We start from the raw sequence: 21,308 nt of genomic DNA on the forward strand, positions 1-21,308 counted from the left end.
AAAGGGGCCTTAGCCCCTAAAAGAATGAGTGGAGAAATTGAATTCGATTATCTAGCGTTTGTGTTCGCCAGCTTCTATCTGTTCGCGAGAAAAGACTGTGGGACAACGTGACAGATCCGGTTTGCCATAGCCATTCACAGCCTCTGACCGGCTGCATATATAGGCATCAAGCCGACCTGCGATTTGCATCATTTTTTCTTTGGCCTTCATTGACTCGCTTGCCTTTTCAAGGTAATCACAGGCAGGATAAGACCAAGTTGCCAGTCCTGAATGGCCTGCCGCATATGTTGAGCAGGTTTCCCGCTCCGTGACTTTCTCAGTGTAACTTGCAATACCACTTCCCTTTTTCAGGAGTTGAGTCTGAATAATTGAGTCGTGCTGATACGTACCGGGATAGCTCCAATAAGGCACCTGATAGCTGTTGGATGTAGGAGAGTACACCGACATAAACTCGCGAAGACCCTCGCTTTCGCCAGCAATGTAATCAGCAACACGTTTCCAGTTACCATCTGTCCATTTCAAGCAGTGATAACCACCATCCGCTTGACGAGGTTTAGCTCCGAGCGCGATAGCGAGCTCATCAATTTCGATGTCACTATCTTGGCTGCTATTACCTGCACCAAACGCTGCACATATACCACCCATGTGCATTACGGATATGACACTGGATCGCCCGATCGCGTAAGGTCTGATATCAAACGCATCAAAGTATCCAGTTCGTTGATAATTATAGAAGTTGGCAGCAATTATATTCATTGCTCCAGATCTGGATTGCATGTTTAACACATCACGAGACATTTTAAGCGCACTATCCCAACCAACTCGCGATGCAACCGCCGCAATAAGACTACCCATCACATCATTGTCATGGGACGAGATAGCGTATTGAATAGATGAAACAGGAGTTCGCACAGCACAGTATTCATAATATTCATTAAAGGCTTGATCCTTTTTCTCCTGCGAGGCGGCTTCATTATAGTTCACCAAGAATTTCTCTAGGCTCAGTTCCTGACCGTCCTTAGTACACTCATTGCCTCCGTTGATCAGACATCGCTCATAAAGCTCAACCGTTCCATTGAAAGAGGCAACATTAGTACGCGCATAGCGGCTGATAAAATCGTCAACGGAGAGCAACTGGCTAGAGTCATCGAAGCAATCATGGAATCCATATTTCATAGCCACATTAGCTTTATCTGAACTGCTATCTAGGTTTGAGAAACTCCATCGCCTTTGTTCTTGGCGTCGCTTATTGTTGGCAGTGCGAATGCGATCCAAGGCTTGCGTTTGATTCTCTTGACCTAGCAGCTCCGCTGTCCACAAGTTGAAGGTTTGCCATTCCGCACCTAAGTTTGCCACCATCTTAGCTGCCGAGTTGAATGCCTCCTCGCTACCGAAATCTTCCTGTTTGAATCCAACAAGTTTCATGTCGGCCAGTGCCGCCTGGATGTTCGGCTCTGTTTTGTCAATTGGTTGGAGCGACGTATCTGTCTTAGTTTTGCCGGTGATGTTAGGCATGGTCGCGGAGCAACCTGCCAGTACAGTCATTACAGCAATTGACGTAAAAAGAACTTTCACTTTTAGATCTCCCTTTTGGTTTCGAATCCATTTCATTTTCAAATAAAAGGGCAGTTTAGCCAGTACGCCAAACTGCCCAATTTGGACAATAGACAGCAATCATCTTGTTAGACTGTGCTGTCTGTCGCCTCTCGATTTATCGCGTTCTTGAACCCTATCCGCGAATTGCTCTAACGAGCGTCCTGACTCTGGATGCAGCCATAGCTTATCAATCAAGTGGTCAAGCGGTTCCAGCGACTGGTAACTGCTTTCCTTAGCCGTTTGTTTCTGCCCTGAGCGCTGCTCTACAGCTCGAACCAGCCCTTCTTTTGAATCGGTATAGAGATACACGCGGTCCTTTGCTCTTGAGATCTGCACGTAGAACTGTTCTGTGTTCAATAAAGATTCTCGGCTGGTTTCGGCGTGAACAAATACGTTCTGGGCTGTCTTTCCCTGGGCAGCATGTACAGTCATAGCATACCCATGATCCCAATGGGAATTCGCCATTTTGGACATATCAAACTCACAGGTTTTACCATTGGAAAGTCTGAAGGTTACGTTCGTGCCTTCTATCTTCTCAACTGTGGCGGTGTCATTGTTTAATCGTCCAGTCGGCTTATCATTATCACGCCAGACGATCGTCTCACCAACGGCCAAACCACTTTCAGTTAGGTTGAACATCTGGATGTTCTTGGCCGCATAGAGTTCAGGGGAGAAGCGAATCAGTTCAGACTGCTCATTGGCCCCGAACTTCTTAAGCAAGATATCGTGATTATCTCGACCAACAACCTGATAATACAGGCCCTTCTTGATGCCCTCACGCTTGAAGCTACGCGCAAACCGGACGATTTGCCCATTTTGATACGATGTTACAATACGCCGTTCAGCTTCTGTTGCATCGACTGGTGATAGCTGGTTAGTTCGGAGCTCTTCGCCCAAAGCTCCTTCTTTTTTTAAGGCCTCACGAACCAACTCATTTGTGCGACGGCGGCCATCACGACTTGGTTCGAGGATGATGCTGTTGGCTCGCTCCTGCGGCCTGAGTGCCATGTAGTCCTTCACAAGCTCTTGTCTGCGGGCTTCCCCACTTTTCTCGTGGTCAATTTTTCCACTTTTCTTACGAGTGACCAATTCTTTTATCGTGCTGCCACTCTCCTGTAATCGACAGAGAGCATTAGAGGCCATTTTCATTAGGGAGAGGTATACAGCATCCCTTGTGCCTCGGTTCGTCTGCCGAACGATTTCTTCTAGTCGATATGTTTCCATTCCATGAGCCTGAAGCTGACGAAAGGCAGCACCAGCCTCTACGGAAGCAAGCTGACGGACGTCGCCAGTCAACACAACCCTAGCACCTACCTGGCTAGCTCTTTGAAGTAGATCGCGCATAAGTTTTGTACCGATCATTGATGCTTCATCAACAACCCAAAGTTGAGGGGACCGTTGTATTCCCTTAGCTAACTCCTCCCGCTGACTTTTTAACTCTGTTTGTTCGTAACAAAGTTCATCGAGTCGCTTTTGGTAAATGGGAGCGGTTTCAGAGATCTGAGCACCAGTTTTTAGGTCTACTTCGGGGTTTTCAAGGGCCTTCGTGATCCGTTCCAGCCGCCTGTCTATTCTTTCGATTTGGGCGAGCAATCGTTTTTCTTCTACCCATTCATTGCGATTTTGCCCCAGAAAACTTTGGATTGTACTTGAGGGAATATTCGCCCCCTCAGATAGACTTTGAGCAGCCGAGTTAGTTGGAGTAAGGCCTCTTACTTCGTATCCCATATCTCGTGCTGTTTCAGCAACAGTACTGAGCACGGAGTTGGTTTTAGCCGTACCGGCCAATCCTTGCACTCCAACGATCCGATTCTCGGAGCTCAGAATGCCCTGGGTGGCTTTCCTTTGGTCAGCGTTCCACTCATATCCAAATTCGTTGGCCTTCTCCTCAGCATTGGAAATGGCCGCAGCCGCCTGTTCCCGGCTGCATAATGCCTGAACTCGGTCGCGGCCAAGGTATTCCTCCTTGAGTACCTCATCCTCGATGGCGATGGCCGCTTTCGACGTATATCCCCGCACATCAATCTCTTGCTTGCTGACCTTATCAAAGGTTCTAACCGACTTATCTATGAGCTGACCACTGCCAATTGCAGCATCAATCGTATTCTTAACATCAGAAAGTAGTACTCGCGATCCGGCATAACGGCTAGCCTCTTTGACTAGATCGTGGTGGGTCCAAGATGTATCACGCTCTCCAAGGTGCTCAGTCGCCCACATGACGGCTTCGTTGGCTAATTGAACCCGCGCCAAAATCGCCTCGGATTGCAGATCCAGGGATGGGATGTTTTCCCGAGACTGAGCAATGGCCCCTTCCAATTCTGCCAGCTTCTCTTCGCCCAATTCGGCATGCCAGCGATTCAGAAGCTCACCTCGCTCAGCGGCAACCTTTCGATCCCGCGTGTCGAGCGTGGCGGTCTCCTTTTCCCTAGCCGTGGCCGTCTCACGAGTCTTTCCCCTAGCCTCCAGCGCATCTCCGATTGCCTCTGATCGTTTCGACAGTTCACGCACAGTCTCTTTACTTACCCCAGCAATCTCCCAGGTCCCATCTTTACCCTGGTGCTCTAGTCGAAAGCCCAGTGAGCCAACTTCTTGAGCGAGAAATTGACGGTAGACCAGACCAAGGTGCTTTTGGTCAATGAAGATTGGTTTATTCTCCATTGAGCGCCACTGGCCGTCATTTCGCTGTGTTAAGTTCATTACCACGCAGTGTGTGTGAAGCTGAGGATCAAGAGCACGACTGGTTGTATGTTTGAAAGTTGCTGCGACCATTGAACCTGTCTTCTCGTATTCCAAGGTGTTCTCGGTACGATTGCGGTTCCTTGTGACGATATATTCGTTCTCTATATGTTGAAGAACTGCTCGGACTGCTCGGTCATGGGCTTCGAGAAGCCGCTTATCGCCTGCAACTTCTGCCAAGATAGAAACACTCTTGGGTGCTGAAAAAGTGAGGTCGAACCCTGGTTGGTGTTTCCACTCGCCATCCCGGAAAGTGCCGACCAGTCGGCCGTCTGGGAGCCGTCCCTCCAAAAGTGATTTAAAGGTTTCCCGCTCCACTTCACCAGCAAGGCTAAGGGCCTCAGCTCCAGAACCTATCCATGCTGAAGGAGATAGCCCGTCCACATAGTAGTCATCATGCTCAAAGTAGTGACCGGCAGCTCCGGCACTTCTAATAGAAGATGCAGACATCATGATTTTTTGTCTCCTTTTCCAAGCAGACCAAATACCAAATCATCATCCATTCCAACCGTTCCCAACACCGAATGTACTTCCTGTTCTATATCACTTGGGCTTGGCACTTGCCCTTTAGACTCATCTGTACCCTGCGTATTGGAAAGTTCTTTCGGAACAAAGTTAGTATCAGCTTCCATTTTCAAGGCCCGTGCGGCATTGAGCAGACGCATACCAACAGTCTCATTCTCATCACCTTGAATAAAACCGTCAGCGATCTTCGGAAGCCTCAAGAAAGGAATATCAATACGGGCTTTACTCTCCACACCCCAAATTTTGGCAAAGCAAGACAAGTCAGGCAGATCCATGATTTCACTGGGAAGCACAATTTTTCGGTTTTGACGTTTAGAACTGACCCGAACTCCATCTCGAATGTCATCGGCGGAGTAGTTTAAGTCTTCATCAACTTCCTCACGCTCAGCTTCACCAAATACTTTGGAGACCCATTCCGCAGTGTCGGCATTATTCAACCGGAAATGAAGCTGCGTGGAGCACAAGCCAAGTATGGTTTTAGAGGTGTTTTTTCCAAACTCTTCCTCAAGTTGATTTATTTCCTGAATACCCAAAACAACCGCCGCTCCAAAGCTTCGACCTTCGGCCATTAGCATTGAAAGAGCGGGGATTTTTTTGAGACTTGGTAGCTCATCGACAACTATCCAAAGAGTCCGCTCGTTATTAACCCCACGCGCCATCAACCCTTTGGCCGCAGCTTGTATCCAGGTCGAGATAAGAGGTTTCTGTATCTCTATTTCAGCTTCCCGTACTGGTAAGAACAACCAACTATCGTCGGCATCAGGTTCATCGCCTTCTGCTATCCAATCTCTTATAGAGAAGAATCCCTTTTTATTATCTTCTTTCAACAGGCGAAGTGGACGAACACCATCTACGATTGTTGAACGAATACTTTCGAGAGTTCGCTCGTTATCTTCATTGAAATATGTCGCTGCTGGAGTGCCTGCAACCAGTTCTTTGAGTAACTCAAGGTCATTCCACGCTGTCGCCCGAAGAAGTGAAAGCAATGACTTCGGTCCGTCTAGATATAAATTCTGAAGTGCGGCAGAAACAACTGCTCTGGCAGCCGATGTAAAAAACTTCTCTGGACCACTGTTACTATTAGAACTAGGTAAAAGTGTTTCAGCTATCCAGTCTGCATCAAATGGAGAGACCATTTCTTCCCATGGAGTCCACTGATGTGATCGACTATCTGCCGGATTGAGTATGTGATCTACTCCGTCCCGATAGAACATTTCTACGAATTCACCCTTCTTGTCATACACCACAGCCCGGTCTCCACGAGCACGAATAGCTTTAAGCAAGTGAGTTAGTGCTGTAGATTTACCGGCACCTGTTGTGCCACTAATCAAGGTGTGCTTTTTTGAAAATCCTGTAGGTAAGGGGAAATCTCCAAGGGTTAAATCAGAGACACCATGCTTTTCTACGATTTCTCCTTTCAATTTTTCGGATGAAACAAGTTTCGCCCCTCGAATATATTTGTCTTCTTTAATCTCATTACCTCTTTTAACTGCCTTAACAACAAGATAAACACCAATAGGCAAGTACAGTATAAAGAGCGAAATGAAAGCCCATCCAAAGGATTTGAGAAGATTAACAGCAGCTTCCTGGAATAGTGGTTCATTTATCACCACAGAGGATGGCAGAGAGTCGCGCCCATCTAGGGCAACACAGGTTCCTATAGTCACGCTTGAAAATGGTTGTACTAGTGCCTTCAATTGTGCCCAAAGATATGTACTAGCGTTTTGCAAGACACATTTATCGGCGTCTATCCAGAGGTATAACAGGCCACCGACAATCGCCAACAAAACACCAGGCAGAAAGATCCAAATTCCGCTGAATAACAACATCTGCTGGCTATGAAGCCATGTGTCCGCACCACGAACAAAGTCACCGACTCGACCTTTTCTAATCGTTGCCATTATCGTCCCCTCCAATAAAGTGAGAACGCAGAGCATTTGTGCGCGCTGAAATGACCTGTTTAGCCTCAGCCATTTCATCCTCAGAGCAGGTCTTTTTGAGCAGAAAATCTGTGGTTGCCACGTTGATCGACAGCAGGTTAATTAGCTGCTGATAAATCTCCTTCTGTTCCACTTGTACATTTCTGATTTCGCTCAATGTTGAGTCATTATTTAACGCCTGTTCGATCAAAGACACCGCCGTTTTACTAACCGTTTGCCCCGATTCTTTAGCTAATTCCTTCAACAAAATATGTACTTGTCTAGGTGGATATATTTGTACGCGATACGCCTTAGAAACTCCCATTGTAGTCCCCCTTATCCCTGATTCTCTTGTGTGCAACTCCCTTGCAACTCCGTGTGTACAGAGGTACAGGGAGTCCCCTCAGAAGGCGCTACTGCGCCGGATGAGACAGACCACTCGCGGTGAGTGGGGTGTGGAGAAAAATCCGGGCAAAGCTCGGAGTTTTCTTGCTGTGAGATGGGGCCCCCGCTCGATAGAGCGGGATGAATTGTGTCAACCATTCGCAGGAAAGAAATTGCCAATATTCGTGTCTCATACTCATGGTATTTCCTTGCCCTAAACATCAGGCTATTGGCGATCGATGTGATAGCTTGCTCTACCGACTTTGAATCCGATGCAGTCTCAAGAATTCCGAGAATTGAAGCGCCAGAACAATGCTGGCACTGCCGAGGATGAAGTTTCATTCGTTATCTCCTGATTGATGAATTTCAGGAGAGATTCTGGCCTTTAGATGTGCAAATCCCAGCACGCCAAACTGCCCAATTTGGACAAATCAGAAACTGGGTAAAAATAGGCAGGTCTCACCCAAAAGCCACCTGTTGATGGCTTTCTGATGTAGAACAGCCACAACTCTCCTTGGTAGTCACCAAAAAGCGACCTATTGATGGTGTTTCGGTTGCATTAACTAGAGTTCAGACAGCCTCCCCCCTCCAAAGTCACCGAAAAGCCACCTATTGGTAGTGTTTCAGTGACTTTTGAGATAAACAACGAATGCAGGTTGGTTTTTAGGGGTCAAAAAACAATAGATTGGGCTTAAGGAATGCACACAAGCCTAAGGGTAGATAGATTTAATCTTCAGGTCACAGATATCGGGATTCAATGTAAGGCTGTACATCATTCAGTTCGTTACTTTTCCTCTGCAAGTTCACCTGGGAGAAATGATGGTAAACATCTTATCGCAAACACGCTTTTGCCCTATTCCGTGTTTCGGCTCGTTAGCTCAATCGAAAATTCCTACACCTATTGCCATACAAATTCTCATCTAGTTACCTATGTTTGGCCCTACCATAAATCGACTAACAAAGTATGGGTATACAGTCATATTTAAATTTAGGTATTTTTGAATGATTTGAAGACAATATCAGTGCGCATCAACTCCATCTGAAACAAATAAAACGCTATAAAATCAAATGACTATAGTAGCTGGCTTTTAGTTAATAGGCTTGGAAAACGCGCATGTGCGTTTTTCCAGATAGTGTATTTGGCAGAAAGCTGATAAGTTCTTTGCATACAGATAGTTAACCGTGTGCGTTTTTACTGGTCTAACGAGGTAAACACGCATGCGCACGAATAAAATGTTAACAGTATTAAGGAATTTTCGTGGCTGATTACATAAATAAAAACATTCTTAGTCAGGCGTATATTCACGTTGAGCCAGCGGGAATTGAAACTGAAGAACAGCTTGAAGCGTTCAAAGAAAGCATAAGAGCCTTTGCGTTAAGTCGTACAGAGTTTTTCTTATCTGAAGGGCTTGATATAAATATTGAGTTTGAAGAAGGGTCGATTAAAACACGAGTAACGGTTATCGGTACATTAATTCTTCTACTACAAGGCATTAGCTCATACAAAGATTTTAGAGAAGGGCTTCAACTGCTCTATTCGGATTCAAAGTGGTTGTCAGATGCAATCATATCGGAGTCTTTGTATCAAACCAAAGCAAAACACCATGATGTAATTCGGGTTGAAGCTAGGACTGGAATAATTGGCTCTGTTCATAAGGTATTGAATCAGCTAGAAAGAATTAAAAGTGGCGCAAACGGTGCTATGCTTGCTTCCGACATTGTTGAAAAAATTGATGATGTTCAAGATGAACTATCAAAGTTAATGGACAATATCTGCGACTTAGATGATCGCAACTTAGTCGCTAAAGAGTGCAAATATTTGGTTCAAGAATTACCAGAGATACCAGTACCTCCGAAAGATAAAACCAATAGTGATCATGCTATCAACGAATATCGACGCAAAAAGTTTACACTCAGCTCCTCTATAGATATTCATGTAATTGTTGAAGAGTAAGGTGAACGCATACTGTTAACAAACGCTTTAAGACGGATTCGCAACGCTCGGCGGTTTTAGTCTGATTTGGCTTTTGTGTTTACGGTGCAATAATTGAGTATCGTGGTAGCGTTGCTCACCACTTAAGCGGGCGTTAGGCATCACAGGAGTAATCTATGCTAACTGCAACACTCTGGGTAGCTGCTGGTGTAATTACAGCTGCATTTATAACAAGAGGGGTAAAAATATCGGAGTTTCGTCAGGCATGGATTGATGGGCTTAGAGAGGATATTTCTGAATATACGTGCAAGGCTCATCAGTGGATAGATTTGTACTTATTATCCAACCAAGAATCCGATCAACAAAAGAAATCCAGTTCAGTTGCTGAGTTGGATCGTTTAAAATATGACGCCTTACATATCCATAGCAGAATTAGTCTTCGCTTCAAACCTGACGACGTCGCTGCAAACAATCTTCTATCTCACCTTTTAGACTTGCTAGACCCTTCAAAAACCGGTCTTGATAATAATGCTTACTCAAACTGGAGAGACTTGTTAGATAAAATAGTTTTGGAGGCAAGGGTCTTATTAAAAGAGGAGTGGGAAACAACAAAAAACCCATTCCGAAAGCTATATAAAAAGGCCTAACAAACTGCTGCAACTCACGTACTGCGTACGCTGGACAGTTTGTAAGTTGTGGTGTTTTATGTTAATGTACGAGACCCAGTGCACATAGGTAGCGCGGGAGAGTGGTTCGAAATTTTAACTAACGTTGTGGCAGTTTGTGTCGCAGCATACGATTTAACAGTTAACTTTAAAAATCACTTTGGAGTTCGAGTCTCCACGGAAAATAGCGAGGTGCTACCTATGAACGAAAATAGAAATAGCTTGCTTGCAAGCAACTTGAATAAAATCAAAGAATCCGTTTTAAAAGGCGTCAATTCATTCTACTTTCGGGCCACTCTTTTTCTGCTAGGTTTGGGGGTATTCCTCCCGCTTCCTATGTGCATTGGACTCCTTCCTTGTCAAACTCTTGCTAAGAACGTCACTAACAAGCACATTAAATTCGCTCTCTTCGTTCGCCCGACGCTCGCAAGCTCGCGCGGTTTATGTGGACGTAATCCATATAAATTTTAATCCGAAATTTGCATTTTAGAGTTATTGCTTTAACGCGGAAATGTCCCTTTTCATTTAAGGACGGCTTATTGGCCGCCCTTCAGCATCCTTTTCAACCGTTTGAGAAGTTCGAAGAATCCCCCTAGCCAGTATGGTAAGGGGAAAGGTTTTGCAGGGCCAGAGAGCTTAGCGGTTAGCCGAACGCCATAAAGGCGGAAGGCTATGCCGCCCTGAATATACTGAATATCCTAAAGATACTGCCAAAATCGGGCCGTTGTGGCACACAACCGGGCCACTATGGCACGCTATCGGGCCGTTGTGGCACGCTATCGGGCCGTTGTGGCACGTTTTCCTCAGCAAAGTAAATCCAATCAGGCCGCTGTGGCACGCATTATCCGAGTTGCGGTTTCGCATAACTCAATGCCCACCATCTTTAAACCTTCTCTATCTTCCTTCAAGCGCCGTCTGCCATTGCGTAAATCCATGCTTGTAATATTCTGACCATATACAGCTCGGAGTAGAGTATCAGTGTACCAACCACCATTTGGATTGTTTTGATGGGTTAACACATGACGAGCCACAGCTTGACTAACTCCATGTTGAAGTCGTGCTATAGGTCTAGGTGAGTAGTATAGATTGAGGTCTCGCTCTAGGAGCATTACTAGAGCAATGCCTAGTCTTACTCGCCAGAGGTGACGCTCACCTCCTGTAAGTGGGTTGTAACGCGTTTTAGGTGAAGGGATCACGTGATCGATCAGCCCACCAATAATCCGATCTCCTGACAGCTCAAGCTCTGGCGTGACAATTTCAACTGTTGCGCTTCGGAGGTCTTTTAACAACGACTGTAGACGAGACAAACTGTAGTTATGGTCAGACAAAATTCGACGAACTTTAGCTGGATCAACCAATAACTCAATACCCCCATCAGAAATCTCTCTCTTACGCTCTGCTGTGTACATTATTGCCTCAACCACATCAGCATGTCGTTGCCCTAAGCGGCCATTGACGCGACAGCGACCGAACGATGTTGAGATCCAATCGCCTTGCATTTCCTTTGGGCGTAGCGATGGCTGATATAACATGACTCGCGCTTGTAATACTGTGCTAGTAGGCACGGCTTCATTACCAGTCATTCTCGCCTCCCACCCCAACAACTTTGCTTAACCGTGGCTTTCCATATTTCTCCTTCATCGTCGATTTTGATGAGCCCCCATACGAAAGCTGCGCTGGTTCTAAGACACCTCCAACTCCCCTTTGGAACCATCGGTCTTCTATCGGTGCGGAATAATTGATCTTTGGGAATGACAGTCGTACAAAGTTACGGCGGCAATTTTCATCGATGTTGAATTGTTTAGCCTGCTCTAGAGTCATTCCGATCAAATTCGCCTGAAATCGAGCGTTGTCAGTCAGAACTGAGCTGCCCCTACTGGCTTGCTGGGCATCACCACTATTGAGAGCTCCTGCTTTGCTTGTGTGGTGAAGGAATAGAACTGTTGTTGAGTTCTCACGGCAAAGTTGCTCCATGTAGGCTAGCAGTCCAGCCATGTGACCGCCGTCATTCTCGTCGAGTTTGTGAAAGCGCCGCAACGTATCAACAATGACTAGCCGTGCATCACGAGTGACGCTGGCAAGCCAGCGCCGCCATTCTATCGTCATCACATCCACGCCACGGCCAACAAGGGGAGCAACATGTAAGTTAGTGAATACTGTTTCCTTCTCTATTTTTTTAAGATGTTTACCGATTGAGTAAAAACGCCCATTAAGCACATCGCAAGGATCTTCACCTGTGAGGAATACAACTCGGCCAGCGGTTCGCTGCCATGCTGTGTCCATACCCGCGAAATCGAGCATGTCAGGGCCACCTGATACTGTGATGGCAGCTTGTAACGCAAGCATCGTTTTCCCTGTCGCACCAGGCGATACAAGTGCCCCCACAGTACCTGATTTGAAACCTGGCAATACAAAATCGAGGGGAGCAGGCTCATGTTCTACAGCGTGTCGCAAATCGAGCCACGAAAAATTCTCCATGAACTCGCTCATGCAACACCTCCAGCTATGCCATATTGGGTAGCAAGTATCGTATTGCGGCGATTAATTTCAGCTTCTACTGCTGGATTTACAGAGGTTGGAAGCAGTTTAGAAAAATGAGCAATGGCTAGGCACACATAGGCCTTATGAGTTATTGAGCCACTCGCTGCCGCCACATCGATCATTTGTGAAAATGGTTCCGACAATACAATCTTGCGGAAATAAGAAGGGTGAATTTGTACGTTCATAACAAACCTCAACGAATAAAAAGTTGAGGCACTGCGATCGCGGCTGTTGATAGCTCTCCACCCCATTCGCGCCAGATTAACGGGGGGTTATGGCGATACGCTTTAACCACGTAGGCCATAGCCTACAGGGCCGCTCATGCTAACCATGAACTCGCAGTGGATCTTCCACATGTGAAAGACTTCTGCTAACCAAATCAATGAATATGCTGTTTGTTTAAAGAAGCCAGCTACCTCTCGTTACTAAAAGCTTGTTATCAATATTGAAGTAAAAATCTTGCTGGTGATTTTGATTATGTCCACTCCGAACAAAATCATTATCACTAAGCTAGCGATGAGCATTTCAATCTTAGTAATTTTTTGGTACATAACAGAGCTCCTTAGAATAACGATTGTTGATGATTCAACCTAGGTAATGTTGCAATGTGACCAATGCGATGATCTGTTTGTGGCCGCTCCCAATTAGTTTTACCGCACACAGGACAGCGGCAGCTAACAACTTTATCTCTCAAACCCGGCCCACTGAAAACCTCATTATCACAATGTACGCATCCAGCAAAAAATGCCTCACCTGTACTGATTTCCTCACAGGCTTTGTAGAAGCCTGAAATATCAAAATCTTTTTTACTTTTTAGCCATGCATATGCTTCAAGAACTGATTCTAGATGAGTTAGTTTCTCGCGCAATTCACTGTAAATTTGTGTTGCAGATGAATAGATAATCCAGTCTGTCTTTGCCAAAATATTTTGCCCATACGTTGCACACCGACGCTCACGAATGGAAAGGTCCTCTCTTATTTTTCTGACTTGTTTATAGCTGAAGGAAGTTTCCTTTTGAACTATTGAATTCGAAAAACCAATCTTGACCAAATAATAACCAAACGCCCATCGATTAAGGTGATGGTTATCTGGCAGGAACGGTAGTGGTTTGAATACATTGGAACGCATAAAGCCCCCTGTTCAAAGTTTAAAACAATGAACAAGCGAGACCCCATGCCTTACTTGGTGTCCCAAACATAAATCATGAATGGGCTATTTGATGTGCGAAGGAATAAATCCTTACGCGAATGAAAATACTGTTTAAAGGCCAGCTACCGTTATTCAAAGAATATCAGTTTAAAGGGAGTTGCCAACAACTTAAAAACCAAAATTAGCCAATAATTTCATTTAGTTAAGTTTGTTACGTCAGAACAAATTTAAATTACTGTAATTATCATAATACCGTAATTACGATAACCCTAGACCCTTTTCCATTTTGTCCAAAAAGGGCAATTTGGCGTACCAAAATATCTGGTGATCGCATTCAAAATCCTCCATGCGAAAAACGCATTTTTTATTCAAATGGAGAGACAAGCAATGCAAAAATTAAAACTTATCACTATCACCTCAGTTGTTTCTTTATCCTCAGTTGGTGCTTTTGCCGGTACAGGTACTGGAACAGCAGAAATCGCAGCAACACCGCCAGCTCTTTCAATAAGCGAGATTCAGCCATACAAAATGACGCTAGAACGAAAGGCAGGAGCATCACCTACAAGTGGCTTCTCATTAAAAAGCTGGTCAACTCACCTGGCACAAAACCCAGAGGACACAGCGCAACCAGGGTGTTTAAAAGTACAAGGGGATATAGCTAAGAACGTTGGTATTACAATTACTAACCTGTCAAATCCTACTGCGCCAGGTGGCGCAACTTTAAGCTTTTCGGGAACACCGAAAGTTAACTTGACGACTTCAAACGTTGATTGTGCGGATGCAATCTCCAAAACGAGTGCAGGAACCGGTGTAAACGCGGCACCAGTTGCAGCAACTACTTCTGCGTCAGGTGCACTCTACATCGCGTGGTCGTATCGCCAACCTGCCACAGCCTCATCAGGATTCATGCAGCTCAGTGCATGGGAGGAAGGGATCTTTTCTGGAACAGTCGATCTCACCGTCGATTACCAATAATTCCATAGCGTCAGGGCCAGCAAAACGTTGGCCCTGACCATTGCCACTCGCTGAGATCCCTATGAAGTCCCTTATTAATTCAATCATGATGGCGACGATAGCAACTCTTCTATCTGCACCCGCGACTGCATTGCAACTTAAAGTCCATGACGTAGAGATCAGTCGTAAGTCAACGACTGAAATCCCAGTATTAAATACCCTAAATTCGCCAATAATAGTGAAAATCACCCCACCAGATGGGGTACAAGTATTTCCCCGACGCTTCCAACTGCTGCCTGGAGAGCGGCAAGTAGTTAAAGCTCGTGAGAGTGATAGGAAAGTATTGACGCCAGACGCCAAGATGGCATTTTCTTATGCCGTAATAGGTGAAGGAAAACAAGGGGTTCATTCAAGAATCACACTAAGACTACCAGTCAGAGAGGAGTCTGAGTGATGAAGCAAAAACTTTCACATGTGAAAGTTTTTGTGCCCTCTATCTTGGCCGCAGCTTTCACACTTACAGCCTCACCAACACGTGCGGATGACTACCTGATGAAGTTTGTCGTGAACGGACAAAACAAGGGGGAGTACCTTGTTTCTCGTGAAGTAGATAGCGCCATTGCTGAACCAGGGCTATGGCAAGCTGCTGGTGTAAACACAACAGCATCACTTCCCCTGGAAAGGCTAAACAACCTTGGTCATGCCAAAATTGTTTGGTCAGAACAAACCATCTACTTTTACCCACGTAGTAACACAGCCAAAACCAAAAAGGTCAAGCCAGAGGTTACAATTGAACCAAGTGTATCCAAGCTGGATGTAAAATCCTTTGACTACTTTCTCACCTATCAAAGCAAAGGTGATATTGCAGGTAACATCACGGGAACAGGCCGCGTCGCAGATCTTGATGTTGATGTTAGAGCGGGGATAGGAGGACAAGAGTCATATTTCTCATCACAATGGCATAGTGAAGACAATCGCTATATAAAAGACATTGAGCTGGGACGAGTGCAGCGATATGGATTGGATGGCTTTGCCACAACAAACGAGAACTATTTGGCTACAGGTTCATTTTCTAATGACCAAATTGAGCTCTACTGGCCTGTTGGAACAAGGGTAGATGTTTACCGTGACGGAACCTATTTACAATCCTTGGTTCTGGATAGTGAGCCGTTCTCTTACAAAATCGAACTGGATTACAGCAATAATCTATATAAATTTGACGCTGTATTGCCCGATGGCACAACGGACACCAAAACAGTAGAAAGAGACATTTCGGGACGACTTGCGCCAGTAGGAGGTCTAAACTACCAGGTAGCTATAGGCAAGTCTCCAACCACGGATGAAAGCAAGTTAATTGGACGCTTGAGCTACGGAGTGACTAATGAATTGTCGCTTTTCACTGGTCAGGATGAACAGGAAAGACATTATTTTTCAGCTTTATACTCAAGAGATAACTTTTCAGTTGAACCTACTTGGTATTGCAGTAGTGGATACGCTCTGAACAGCTCTTGGCAGAATGATAAGTTCTCTATTTTCGGACAATTTAGCGATTTGGATAACTTTCAGCTACGCTCTTTTAGCATTTCATCTCGTTCTTTTTTCCAACCAACTATTCAGTACTCTTCCCGCACGCACGGCGGCTATGAAACTCAGGAGACGACGCTACGAACATATCACAGCGCTCGTCTTGAGGCACTGAATACATCAATTTCTTTATCTCCATACTTATCCAACCGTTTAACCAATGGTGTCAAATTCAATATCTTTGGAGGGCGGATGCTTGCTAGCATGACAGATGGTTGGCAGATTTTGGCGTCCTATGAGCGTGAAAGTAAAAACCTTGATGGTATTAAAAATATAGAACGTTTCAATGGAGAGGTATCAAAACGATTCAGCTTGGGGCGGCTCACCTACCGCTACACGGCTAACAATTTTGGTCATGGGTGGGAAATGCAACAACAAAGTTTACGTGCAGATATATGGAACTGGGATTTAGCAACAATATCAATGTCCCTTAATCGATCATCTAATGGGGACAATAATATTGCTTTGTCTGTTAGCGGGAGTTTTGGCCGAACTGGATTCTCAAGAGGCCTTCAACGCAACCAAGCCCAATTGGAGCTATCAGCGTGTAAGGATTTAAACCTCAACGGAATCTGTGAACCAACTGAGCCCGAAGTTAAAGGTATCACTGCAACAGTGGCAGAAAGAGAAGTTGTAACACCAGCCATCGTTGATTCACTCACACCTTATCAAAGTTACGCCATTCAGGTAGGTAGCGGCTTCAACTTGTCCCCTCGTTACAAAGCTGTGGAATCAACAAGATTGATTAGAGGCGGGATAAATACACTACGTTTGCCGTTAACTGAGATTCGTGAAGTTGAAGGCCAGCTTGAACGAGATGGAATTAGAGTGGCTCTAATTGACACAGAAACGGAAGATGTTCTGGCGGAACAAACCACTGAATTTGGGGGATGGTATCTGTTTTATGCTCCATCTGGGCGCAAGGTCAAAGTTGTTGAACAACCAGAGGCAACCCCCGGCTAAAAACTTTCACATGTGAAAGTTACCATCCGCTTGCTGATACACAATACCCAACACATAAAACACGCCTACGTGCCCGCAGCGTCACCATCAATTCAAGAAAAATGCGTTTCACTCTACGCAACTGCAGAAGAGTATTAAAGTATCATACTGATATGGCGGTTTTAGTTGGATGCTAGCCGCCAGCTTTGTTTCTAAGCTGCCCCATTCAGTGTTTCGGCTCGTTAGCTCAATCGAAAATTCCCACTCCTGCTGCTATACAAATTTTTATCTATTTGCCTATGTTTGGCCCTACCATAAATCGACTAACAATGTATGGGTATAAGGGCTATCCATTTAGCGCCACCAGTGTCAATATGTAGTAATGAAAACTTCATCGTATTTATTAAAAGCTGGCGTCGATTACCCTACAAATTGGGACGAATTTGTTGATTGGTTTCATGATGAACAATCTTGCACCAGCTACCTTTACGCACTTCGTTGGCCAAACGGATTCATTTGCCCAAGCTGTTCGAGCTATCAATCACCTTATCAGTTAAGTAATGGCAAGTTAAAATGTCATGCTTGCCGTTCTCAGTGTTCAGTAACATCAAGTACACTTTTTGACAAAACAAGAACCCCCATGAAAAGTTGGTTTGCAGCTGTATGGTTTATTACAAATCAAAAGAATGGGGTCAGCGCTCTTGGAGTCCAAAGGCTATTAGGTCTTGGGAGTTATCAAACTGCTTGGTCTTTAATGCACAAGTTAAGATATGCCATGGTTGATCCTGAAAGAGATAAACTGTCCGGCATCGTAGAGGTTGACGAAACATTAATAGGTGGGGTCATTCCAAAATCATCTATTAAAAATCAACAGGGTAAGCGTAAAGCTGTAGTTTTGGTGGCTGTTGAGCTGCTATCACCCTCTGGATTTGGGCGGATACGTTTAAGGCAAGTAGAAAGTGCAACTAAAGAACATATCCATCAATTCATTCAAGATGTAATAGAACCTGGTAGCACAATTTGTAGTGATGGTTCTCAAGCATACAAACAAATAGACAAAAAAGGATATAAGCATAATCGGATAGTACATTTAGGTTCATCTGTACCTGCACATGAAACAATGGCTGGGGTACATCGAGTCTCATCATTATGTAAAAGATGGCTTTTAGGTACGTATCAAGGTGCGGTAAAGGCTAAGCAACTTGATTATTATTTAGATGAGTTTACATTTCGCTTCAACAGAAGAAAGTCAGATTCACGGGGATTATTATTCTACAGATTGCTTGAGCAAGCAGCGCGTTCTAAGCCGATAACGTACCAATCAATTAAAAATCGATAACCACAATATATAGTGGTTGGTCGTGCTAAGTGGATAGCCCTTATGGGTATACAGTCGTATTTAAATTTAGGTATTTGGGGATGATTTGAAGACAAGAACGGTGCGCACTAACTCCGTCCGCAATAAATAAAACGCTATAAAATCAATTGACTATAGAGGCAGGTGTTTAGTTAATAGGTTTGGAAAACGCGCATGCGCATTTTTGCAGATGGTGTATTTGGCAGAAAGCTGATAAGTTCTTTGCATACAAATAGTTAACCGTGCGCGTTTGAACTGGTCCAACGAGGTAAACACGCATGCGCACTAATAACATGTTAGAACTACTAGGAAAATCCGTGATACATCCAAATCATTACCTTACACGGCCACTACCAACTAACGATGGTTACACGTGGACTCTAGCTAGTCGCCTTGGAGCCATGGTCAGAGAAATTGAAGGTCTATATGGCGAGCGAGATAAATCATGGACGTTTGTCGGCATAGAATTTGAAAGAAACGGCCCTCAAAATTGGTTTCCTGGAAATTGCGGTAATATTGCAATCCAATTAAATGTCAATGCACTAAACAATGAAGTGCTAGCTCATTATCAATTGGCTCACGAGGTTGTTCATCTATTAGCTCCCGATGGTAAACGCGAGGCACCTGTTATTGAAGAAGGACTGGCAACACTTTACTCTGAAGATTATATCGCCAGAGAATACCAAGCCTCAGGCTATACGAATATGGCATCTTATGTAGATGCCGCAAAGAATGTTCGAGATTTATTAGCCTTCGACAAGGAAGCTATAAAAAAACTAAGAGCAATCCAGCCTTCATTCAAAAAAATGACGCAAGATACTTTCAGGTCTGCCAGTTTAAATTATCCACAGGATAAGATCATGAATTTGATTGCTAGCTTTGTGCGCACGTAGTTCTAACAACTGGTTCAAATCGTTCGCTTCGCTCACTGGGACGGGCTAAAGCCCGCCCCTTAACCAAATGTTAGGCATCAAGGAGTCACATGCCAAGATTAGATACAAGGCTGGAAGCTGAGGGTGCTGAATTTTTGGTTCTAGGTCAGCTTCTGTTACACAAGATCGCCTCGTATAAAACGTATACGAACATGCCGGGCTATGATTTGGTTGCTACAAACCCTGAATCAAATAAATCTGCCATGGTTCAGGTCAAAAGTAGGTGGCGCACTGGTGCTGGCGGCTTTCCCATCAAAAACTTCGGCTGTGATTTCGTTGTTGTGGTTTTGCTTAATCGCGGTTCAAAAGATGGCAAAAAAGAAGTTCTGCCACCAAGGTATTATGTTTTTCCTGTTGGTGTAATTGAGTCTGCTCCACGCAGCAAAGACTGGGGCAAGGTAAATCTCAAAGATATTCCCAACTACGAAGCATATGAGGAGAAATGGCATTTGATCTCTGAGTTTCTTGGTGAGTCAAATGCCTAACAAGTTAAACATCGGAAAACCACTCGCTGCGCTCGCGTTTTCCGCTGTTTAAAGCGTTATCTCCATAAAAATTTTAATCCGAAACTGAAGAGTTAGAGCAAAGGGTCTATGACGCTTTTGTCCCCAAATGAGTTACAAACAGTATGATACTTTAATGCTCAGTTGTAGCTCGATTTAGACTAGCAAGTAGCAATCAGTATGAATCTATATTTCTGGTCACGTTTAATCTAAAACGATACAAACAGGGCTACTTGACTGTTTAGTATGAAACTTTATTCCTCTCCCACAGTTTATTTACCTTCAGTTGAATCATGCTGAGGCAGATAAACTTTCACATGTGAAAGTTTTTGCATCCACTTCGTCGTCAGCCGCCTGATTGATCGCTAGCGGCTGAAGGGTCATCCTTTTCATCAATATCCTTTAGAATTTCCGCAGCCTTCTCATTGGCTTGCAAAACCACCCCTGGTTTTTCCTGCTCCAGAATCTGCTCTAACGTTCTTGCCATAATGCCCTCCTTCCAAGTCCAAGCTATTATAAACAATAGATGTTAAATAACGAGAGGGATGAGCGATGACGCCGTTAATATGGGGATTACTGGGATTATTCGTTTTCTTCACAGTGGTGACTTTCGGAAGCTTGTATCTTTACAACAAGCGGGATAGGCGTTAACTCCAATTTTAATCACCATAAAAAAGGCTTTATGTGTCCGTATTGGGCAGTTTGAGAGTTCATAACTTGAAAAAATGAATGAGAAAATAGTCGCAAATATATTGGAGCGAAAGGATGAATAATTCTTTGCTCAAGCATTATGGATAACTAATATGGCGACCATTTTAAACGAAATGCTAACAGATCAACAATTAATAGAGCTAACCGGCTATACGAAAGCAAGCGCCCAAATCAAGCAACTAAAGTTACAAGGAATACATTATCACTTACGTAGTGACGGTAAGCCTGTAGTGACATGGACGGCGGTAAACTACCCATTTACACATCGAGCGGTAGCAAATGACAATGTTCCTAATTTTGGAGCAATAAGCAATGGCTAAACGCAAACCAGAAGATGCATGGATAATGGAATGGACCCATCCACTTTTAATCGGCCTCGCAATGGGCCACGATGTAGTCGCTAAAACTCATCAGAAAGAGGACGGGTCCACCTATGAAGATTACTACAATCGGTTTAGATATCGCAAAGTCTGTTTTTCATGCTGTTGGCGTCGATAAAGCGGGCAAGTTAATTAAAAAGAAAATGCTTAGACGCAAAGACTTGCTTCCCTTTCTTGCTCAAATAGAGCCGTGTCTGATTGTGATGGAAGCCTGTGGTGGAGCAAATTACTGGGCCAGAGAGTTTGAGCTGTTGGGCCATAACGTCAAGTTGATCGCCCCTCAATTTGTGGTGCCTTTTCGGCAAGGTAATAAAAATGACTACAACGATGCCTTAGCCATCGCAGAAGCGGCGCAGCGACCCAACATGCGTTTTGTGAAGCCAAAAGGCGTCGCGCAACAAGATGTACAACTTCTCCACCGCATGCGTGAGCGTTTAAACAAACAATCAACCGCCTTAATCAATCAAGTCAGAGGGATGTTAGCGGAATACGGCAT

General features: G+C 44.5%; 18 protein-coding genes. 9 read left to right on the forward strand and 9 right to left on the reverse strand.

Annotated elements, in window-relative coordinates; translation table 11 throughout:
* Positions 1–51: 51 nt before the first annotated feature.
* The 4 genes from GWI56_RS17600 to GWI56_RS17615 are packed head-to-tail and all read right to left on the reverse strand — an operon-like array spanning position 52 to position 7,101.
* Entirely contained in the window at positions 52–1,674 is a 1,623-nt protein-coding gene (locus tag GWI56_RS17600; RefSeq protein ID WP_242068431.1) for a hypothetical protein, read from the reverse strand.
* On the reverse strand, positions 1,675–4,785 hold the full coding sequence (gene mobF / locus GWI56_RS17605) for a MobF family relaxase (RefSeq protein ID WP_198573647.1): 3,111 nt from the start codon (positions 4,783–4,785) through the stop codon (positions 1,675–1,677).
* The gene (locus tag GWI56_RS17610) at positions 4,782–6,758 is read right to left on the reverse strand and encodes a type IV secretion system DNA-binding domain-containing protein (protein WP_198573648.1); all 1,977 of its coding nucleotides are present in this window, start codon (positions 6,756–6,758) and stop codon (positions 4,782–4,784) included. Before GWI56_RS17610 ends, mobF begins: the two co-directional genes overlap by 4 nt.
* Positions 6,745–7,101 (reverse strand): hypothetical protein, encoded by a 357-nt coding sequence (locus GWI56_RS17615; RefSeq protein ID WP_198573649.1) that lies wholly within the window; start codon positions 7,099–7,101, stop codon positions 6,745–6,747. The genes GWI56_RS17610 and GWI56_RS17615 overlap by 14 nt, the downstream gene beginning before the upstream one ends.
* 1,317 nt (positions 7,102–8,418) lie before the next feature.
* Between GWI56_RS17615 and GWI56_RS17620 the strand changes: the two genes are divergently transcribed.
* Positions 8,419–9,114, forward strand: coding sequence for a hypothetical protein (locus GWI56_RS17620; protein ID WP_198573650.1), 696 nt, complete (start codon positions 8,419–8,421; stop codon positions 9,112–9,114).
* Positions 9,115–9,269: 155 nt separating this feature from the next.
* Complete coding sequence (locus GWI56_RS17625; RefSeq protein WP_198573651.1) at positions 9,270–9,740, forward strand: hypothetical protein; 471 nt, start codon at positions 9,270–9,272, stop codon at positions 9,738–9,740.
* Positions 9,741–10,579: 839 nt separating this feature from the next.
* Here the strand turns inward: GWI56_RS17625 and GWI56_RS17630 are convergent.
* From GWI56_RS17630 to GWI56_RS17645, 4 genes are all read right to left on the reverse strand, one after another.
* Positions 10,580–11,341: an ABC transporter ATPase gene (locus GWI56_RS17630; RefSeq protein ID WP_198573652.1), complete on the reverse strand. Its 762-nt coding sequence runs from the start codon at positions 11,339–11,341 to the stop codon at positions 10,580–10,582.
* A complete protein-coding gene (locus GWI56_RS17635; protein ID WP_242068432.1) occupies positions 11,331–12,248 on the reverse strand; it encodes a helicase RepA family protein in 918 nt (305 codons plus the stop codon). Before GWI56_RS17635 ends, GWI56_RS17630 begins: the two co-directional genes overlap by 11 nt.
* On the reverse strand, positions 12,245–12,484 hold the full coding sequence (locus tag GWI56_RS17640; protein WP_242068433.1) for a hypothetical protein: 240 nt from the start codon (positions 12,482–12,484) through the stop codon (positions 12,245–12,247). The genes GWI56_RS17635 and GWI56_RS17640 overlap by 4 nt, the downstream gene beginning before the upstream one ends.
* Before the next feature lie 377 nt (positions 12,485–12,861).
* Positions 12,862–13,428, reverse strand: a complete 567-nt coding sequence (locus GWI56_RS17645; RefSeq protein WP_198573654.1) for a hypothetical protein — start codon at positions 13,426–13,428, stop codon at positions 12,862–12,864.
* A 408-nt stretch (positions 13,429–13,836) separates the two neighbouring features.
* On the opposite strand from GWI56_RS17645, the gene GWI56_RS17650 reads away from it, so the two are divergent.
* The 5 genes from GWI56_RS17650 (at position 13,837) to GWI56_RS17670 (ending at position 19,703) form a co-directional block, all read left to right on the forward strand.
* Positions 13,837–14,424, forward strand: coding sequence for a hypothetical protein (locus tag GWI56_RS17650; RefSeq protein ID WP_198573655.1), 588 nt, complete (start codon positions 13,837–13,839; stop codon positions 14,422–14,424).
* Positions 14,425–14,856: 432 nt separating this feature from the next.
* On the forward strand, positions 14,857–16,950 hold the full coding sequence (locus GWI56_RS17655) for a hypothetical protein (RefSeq protein WP_198573656.1): 2,094 nt from the start codon (positions 14,857–14,859) through the stop codon (positions 16,948–16,950).
* 361 nt (positions 16,951–17,311) lie between these two features.
* Positions 17,312–18,268, forward strand: coding sequence for an IS1595-like element ISSod11 family transposase (locus tag GWI56_RS17660; protein ID WP_198573657.1), 957 nt, complete (start codon positions 17,312–17,314; stop codon positions 18,266–18,268).
* Between the two features lie 419 nt (positions 18,269–18,687).
* Positions 18,688–19,179 carry a hypothetical protein gene (locus GWI56_RS17665; RefSeq protein ID WP_198573658.1) on the forward strand — a complete coding sequence of 164 codons (492 nt, stop codon included), beginning with the start codon at positions 18,688–18,690 and terminating at the stop codon, positions 19,177–19,179.
* A gap of 89 nt (positions 19,180–19,268) precedes the next feature.
* On the forward strand, positions 19,269–19,703 hold the full coding sequence (locus GWI56_RS17670; RefSeq protein WP_011717190.1) for a hypothetical protein: 435 nt from the start codon (positions 19,269–19,271) through the stop codon (positions 19,701–19,703).
* Between the two features lie 364 nt (positions 19,704–20,067).
* Here the strand turns inward: GWI56_RS17670 and GWI56_RS17675 are convergent, their stop codons facing one another.
* Entirely contained in the window at positions 20,068–20,208 is a 141-nt protein-coding gene (locus GWI56_RS17675) for a hypothetical protein (RefSeq protein ID WP_198573659.1), read from the reverse strand.
* Between the two features lie 316 nt (positions 20,209–20,524).
* On the opposite strand from GWI56_RS17675, the gene GWI56_RS17680 reads away from it, so the two are divergent.
* The gene (locus GWI56_RS17680) at positions 20,525–20,752 is read left to right on the forward strand and encodes a DUF4224 domain-containing protein (protein WP_198573660.1); all 228 of its coding nucleotides are present in this window, start codon (positions 20,525–20,527) and stop codon (positions 20,750–20,752) included.
* 113 nt (positions 20,753–20,865) lie between these two features.
* Positions 20,866–21,308: IS110 family transposase (locus tag GWI56_RS17685; RefSeq protein WP_198573661.1), on the forward strand; the 443-nt coding region annotated here is incomplete at its 3' end.

It is taken from the genome of Shewanella sp. DW31 (genome assembly GCF_015767295.1).
GTDB classification, from domain to species: domain Bacteria; phylum Pseudomonadota; class Gammaproteobacteria; order Enterobacterales; family Shewanellaceae; genus Shewanella; species Shewanella oncorhynchi.

What these genes read in the sequence shown, in the direction of transcription:
- GWI56_RS17665 (WP_198573658.1), top strand. Translation starts at nt 18,688, where the DNA reads ATGGTCAGAGAAATTGAAGGTCTATATGGCGAGCGAGATAAATCATGG.
- GWI56_RS17670 (WP_011717190.1), top strand. Translation starts at nt 19,269, where the DNA reads ATGCCAAGATTAGATACAAGGCTGGAAGCTGAGGGTGCTGAATTTTTG.
- GWI56_RS17680 (WP_198573660.1), top strand. Translation starts at nt 20,525, where the DNA reads ATGGCGACCATTTTAAACGAAATGCTAACAGATCAACAATTAATAGAG.
- GWI56_RS17630 (WP_198573652.1), bottom strand. Translation starts at nt 11,341, where the DNA reads ATGACTGGTAATGAAGCCGTGCCTACTAGCACAGTATTACAAGCGCGA.
- GWI56_RS17660 (WP_198573657.1), top strand. Translation starts at nt 17,312, where the DNA reads ATGAAAACTTCATCGTATTTATTAAAAGCTGGCGTCGATTACCCTACA.
- GWI56_RS17645 (WP_198573654.1), bottom strand. Translation starts at nt 13,428, where the DNA reads ATGCGTTCCAATGTATTCAAACCACTACCGTTCCTGCCAGATAACCAT.
- GWI56_RS17655 (WP_198573656.1), top strand. Translation starts at nt 14,857, where the DNA reads ATGAAGCAAAAACTTTCACATGTGAAAGTTTTTGTGCCCTCTATCTTG.
- GWI56_RS17615 (WP_198573649.1), bottom strand. Translation starts at nt 7,101, where the DNA reads ATGGGAGTTTCTAAGGCGTATCGCGTACAAATATATCCACCTAGACAA.
- mobF (WP_198573647.1), bottom strand. Translation starts at nt 4,785, where the DNA reads ATGATGTCTGCATCTTCTATTAGAAGTGCCGGAGCTGCCGGTCACTAC.
- GWI56_RS17625 (WP_198573651.1), top strand. Translation starts at nt 9,270, where the DNA reads ATGCTAACTGCAACACTCTGGGTAGCTGCTGGTGTAATTACAGCTGCA.
- GWI56_RS17635 (WP_242068432.1), bottom strand. Translation starts at nt 12,248, where the DNA reads ATGAGCGAGTTCATGGAGAATTTTTCGTGGCTCGATTTGCGACACGCT.
- GWI56_RS17610 (WP_198573648.1), bottom strand. Translation starts at nt 6,758, where the DNA reads ATGGCAACGATTAGAAAAGGTCGAGTCGGTGACTTTGTTCGTGGTGCG.
- GWI56_RS17640 (WP_242068433.1), bottom strand. Translation starts at nt 12,484, where the DNA reads ATGAACGTACAAATTCACCCTTCTTATTTCCGCAAGATTGTATTGTCG.
- GWI56_RS17650 (WP_198573655.1), top strand. Translation starts at nt 13,837, where the DNA reads ATGCAAAAATTAAAACTTATCACTATCACCTCAGTTGTTTCTTTATCC.
- GWI56_RS17675 (WP_198573659.1), bottom strand. Translation starts at nt 20,208, where the DNA reads ATGGCAAGAACGTTAGAGCAGATTCTGGAGCAGGAAAAACCAGGGGTG.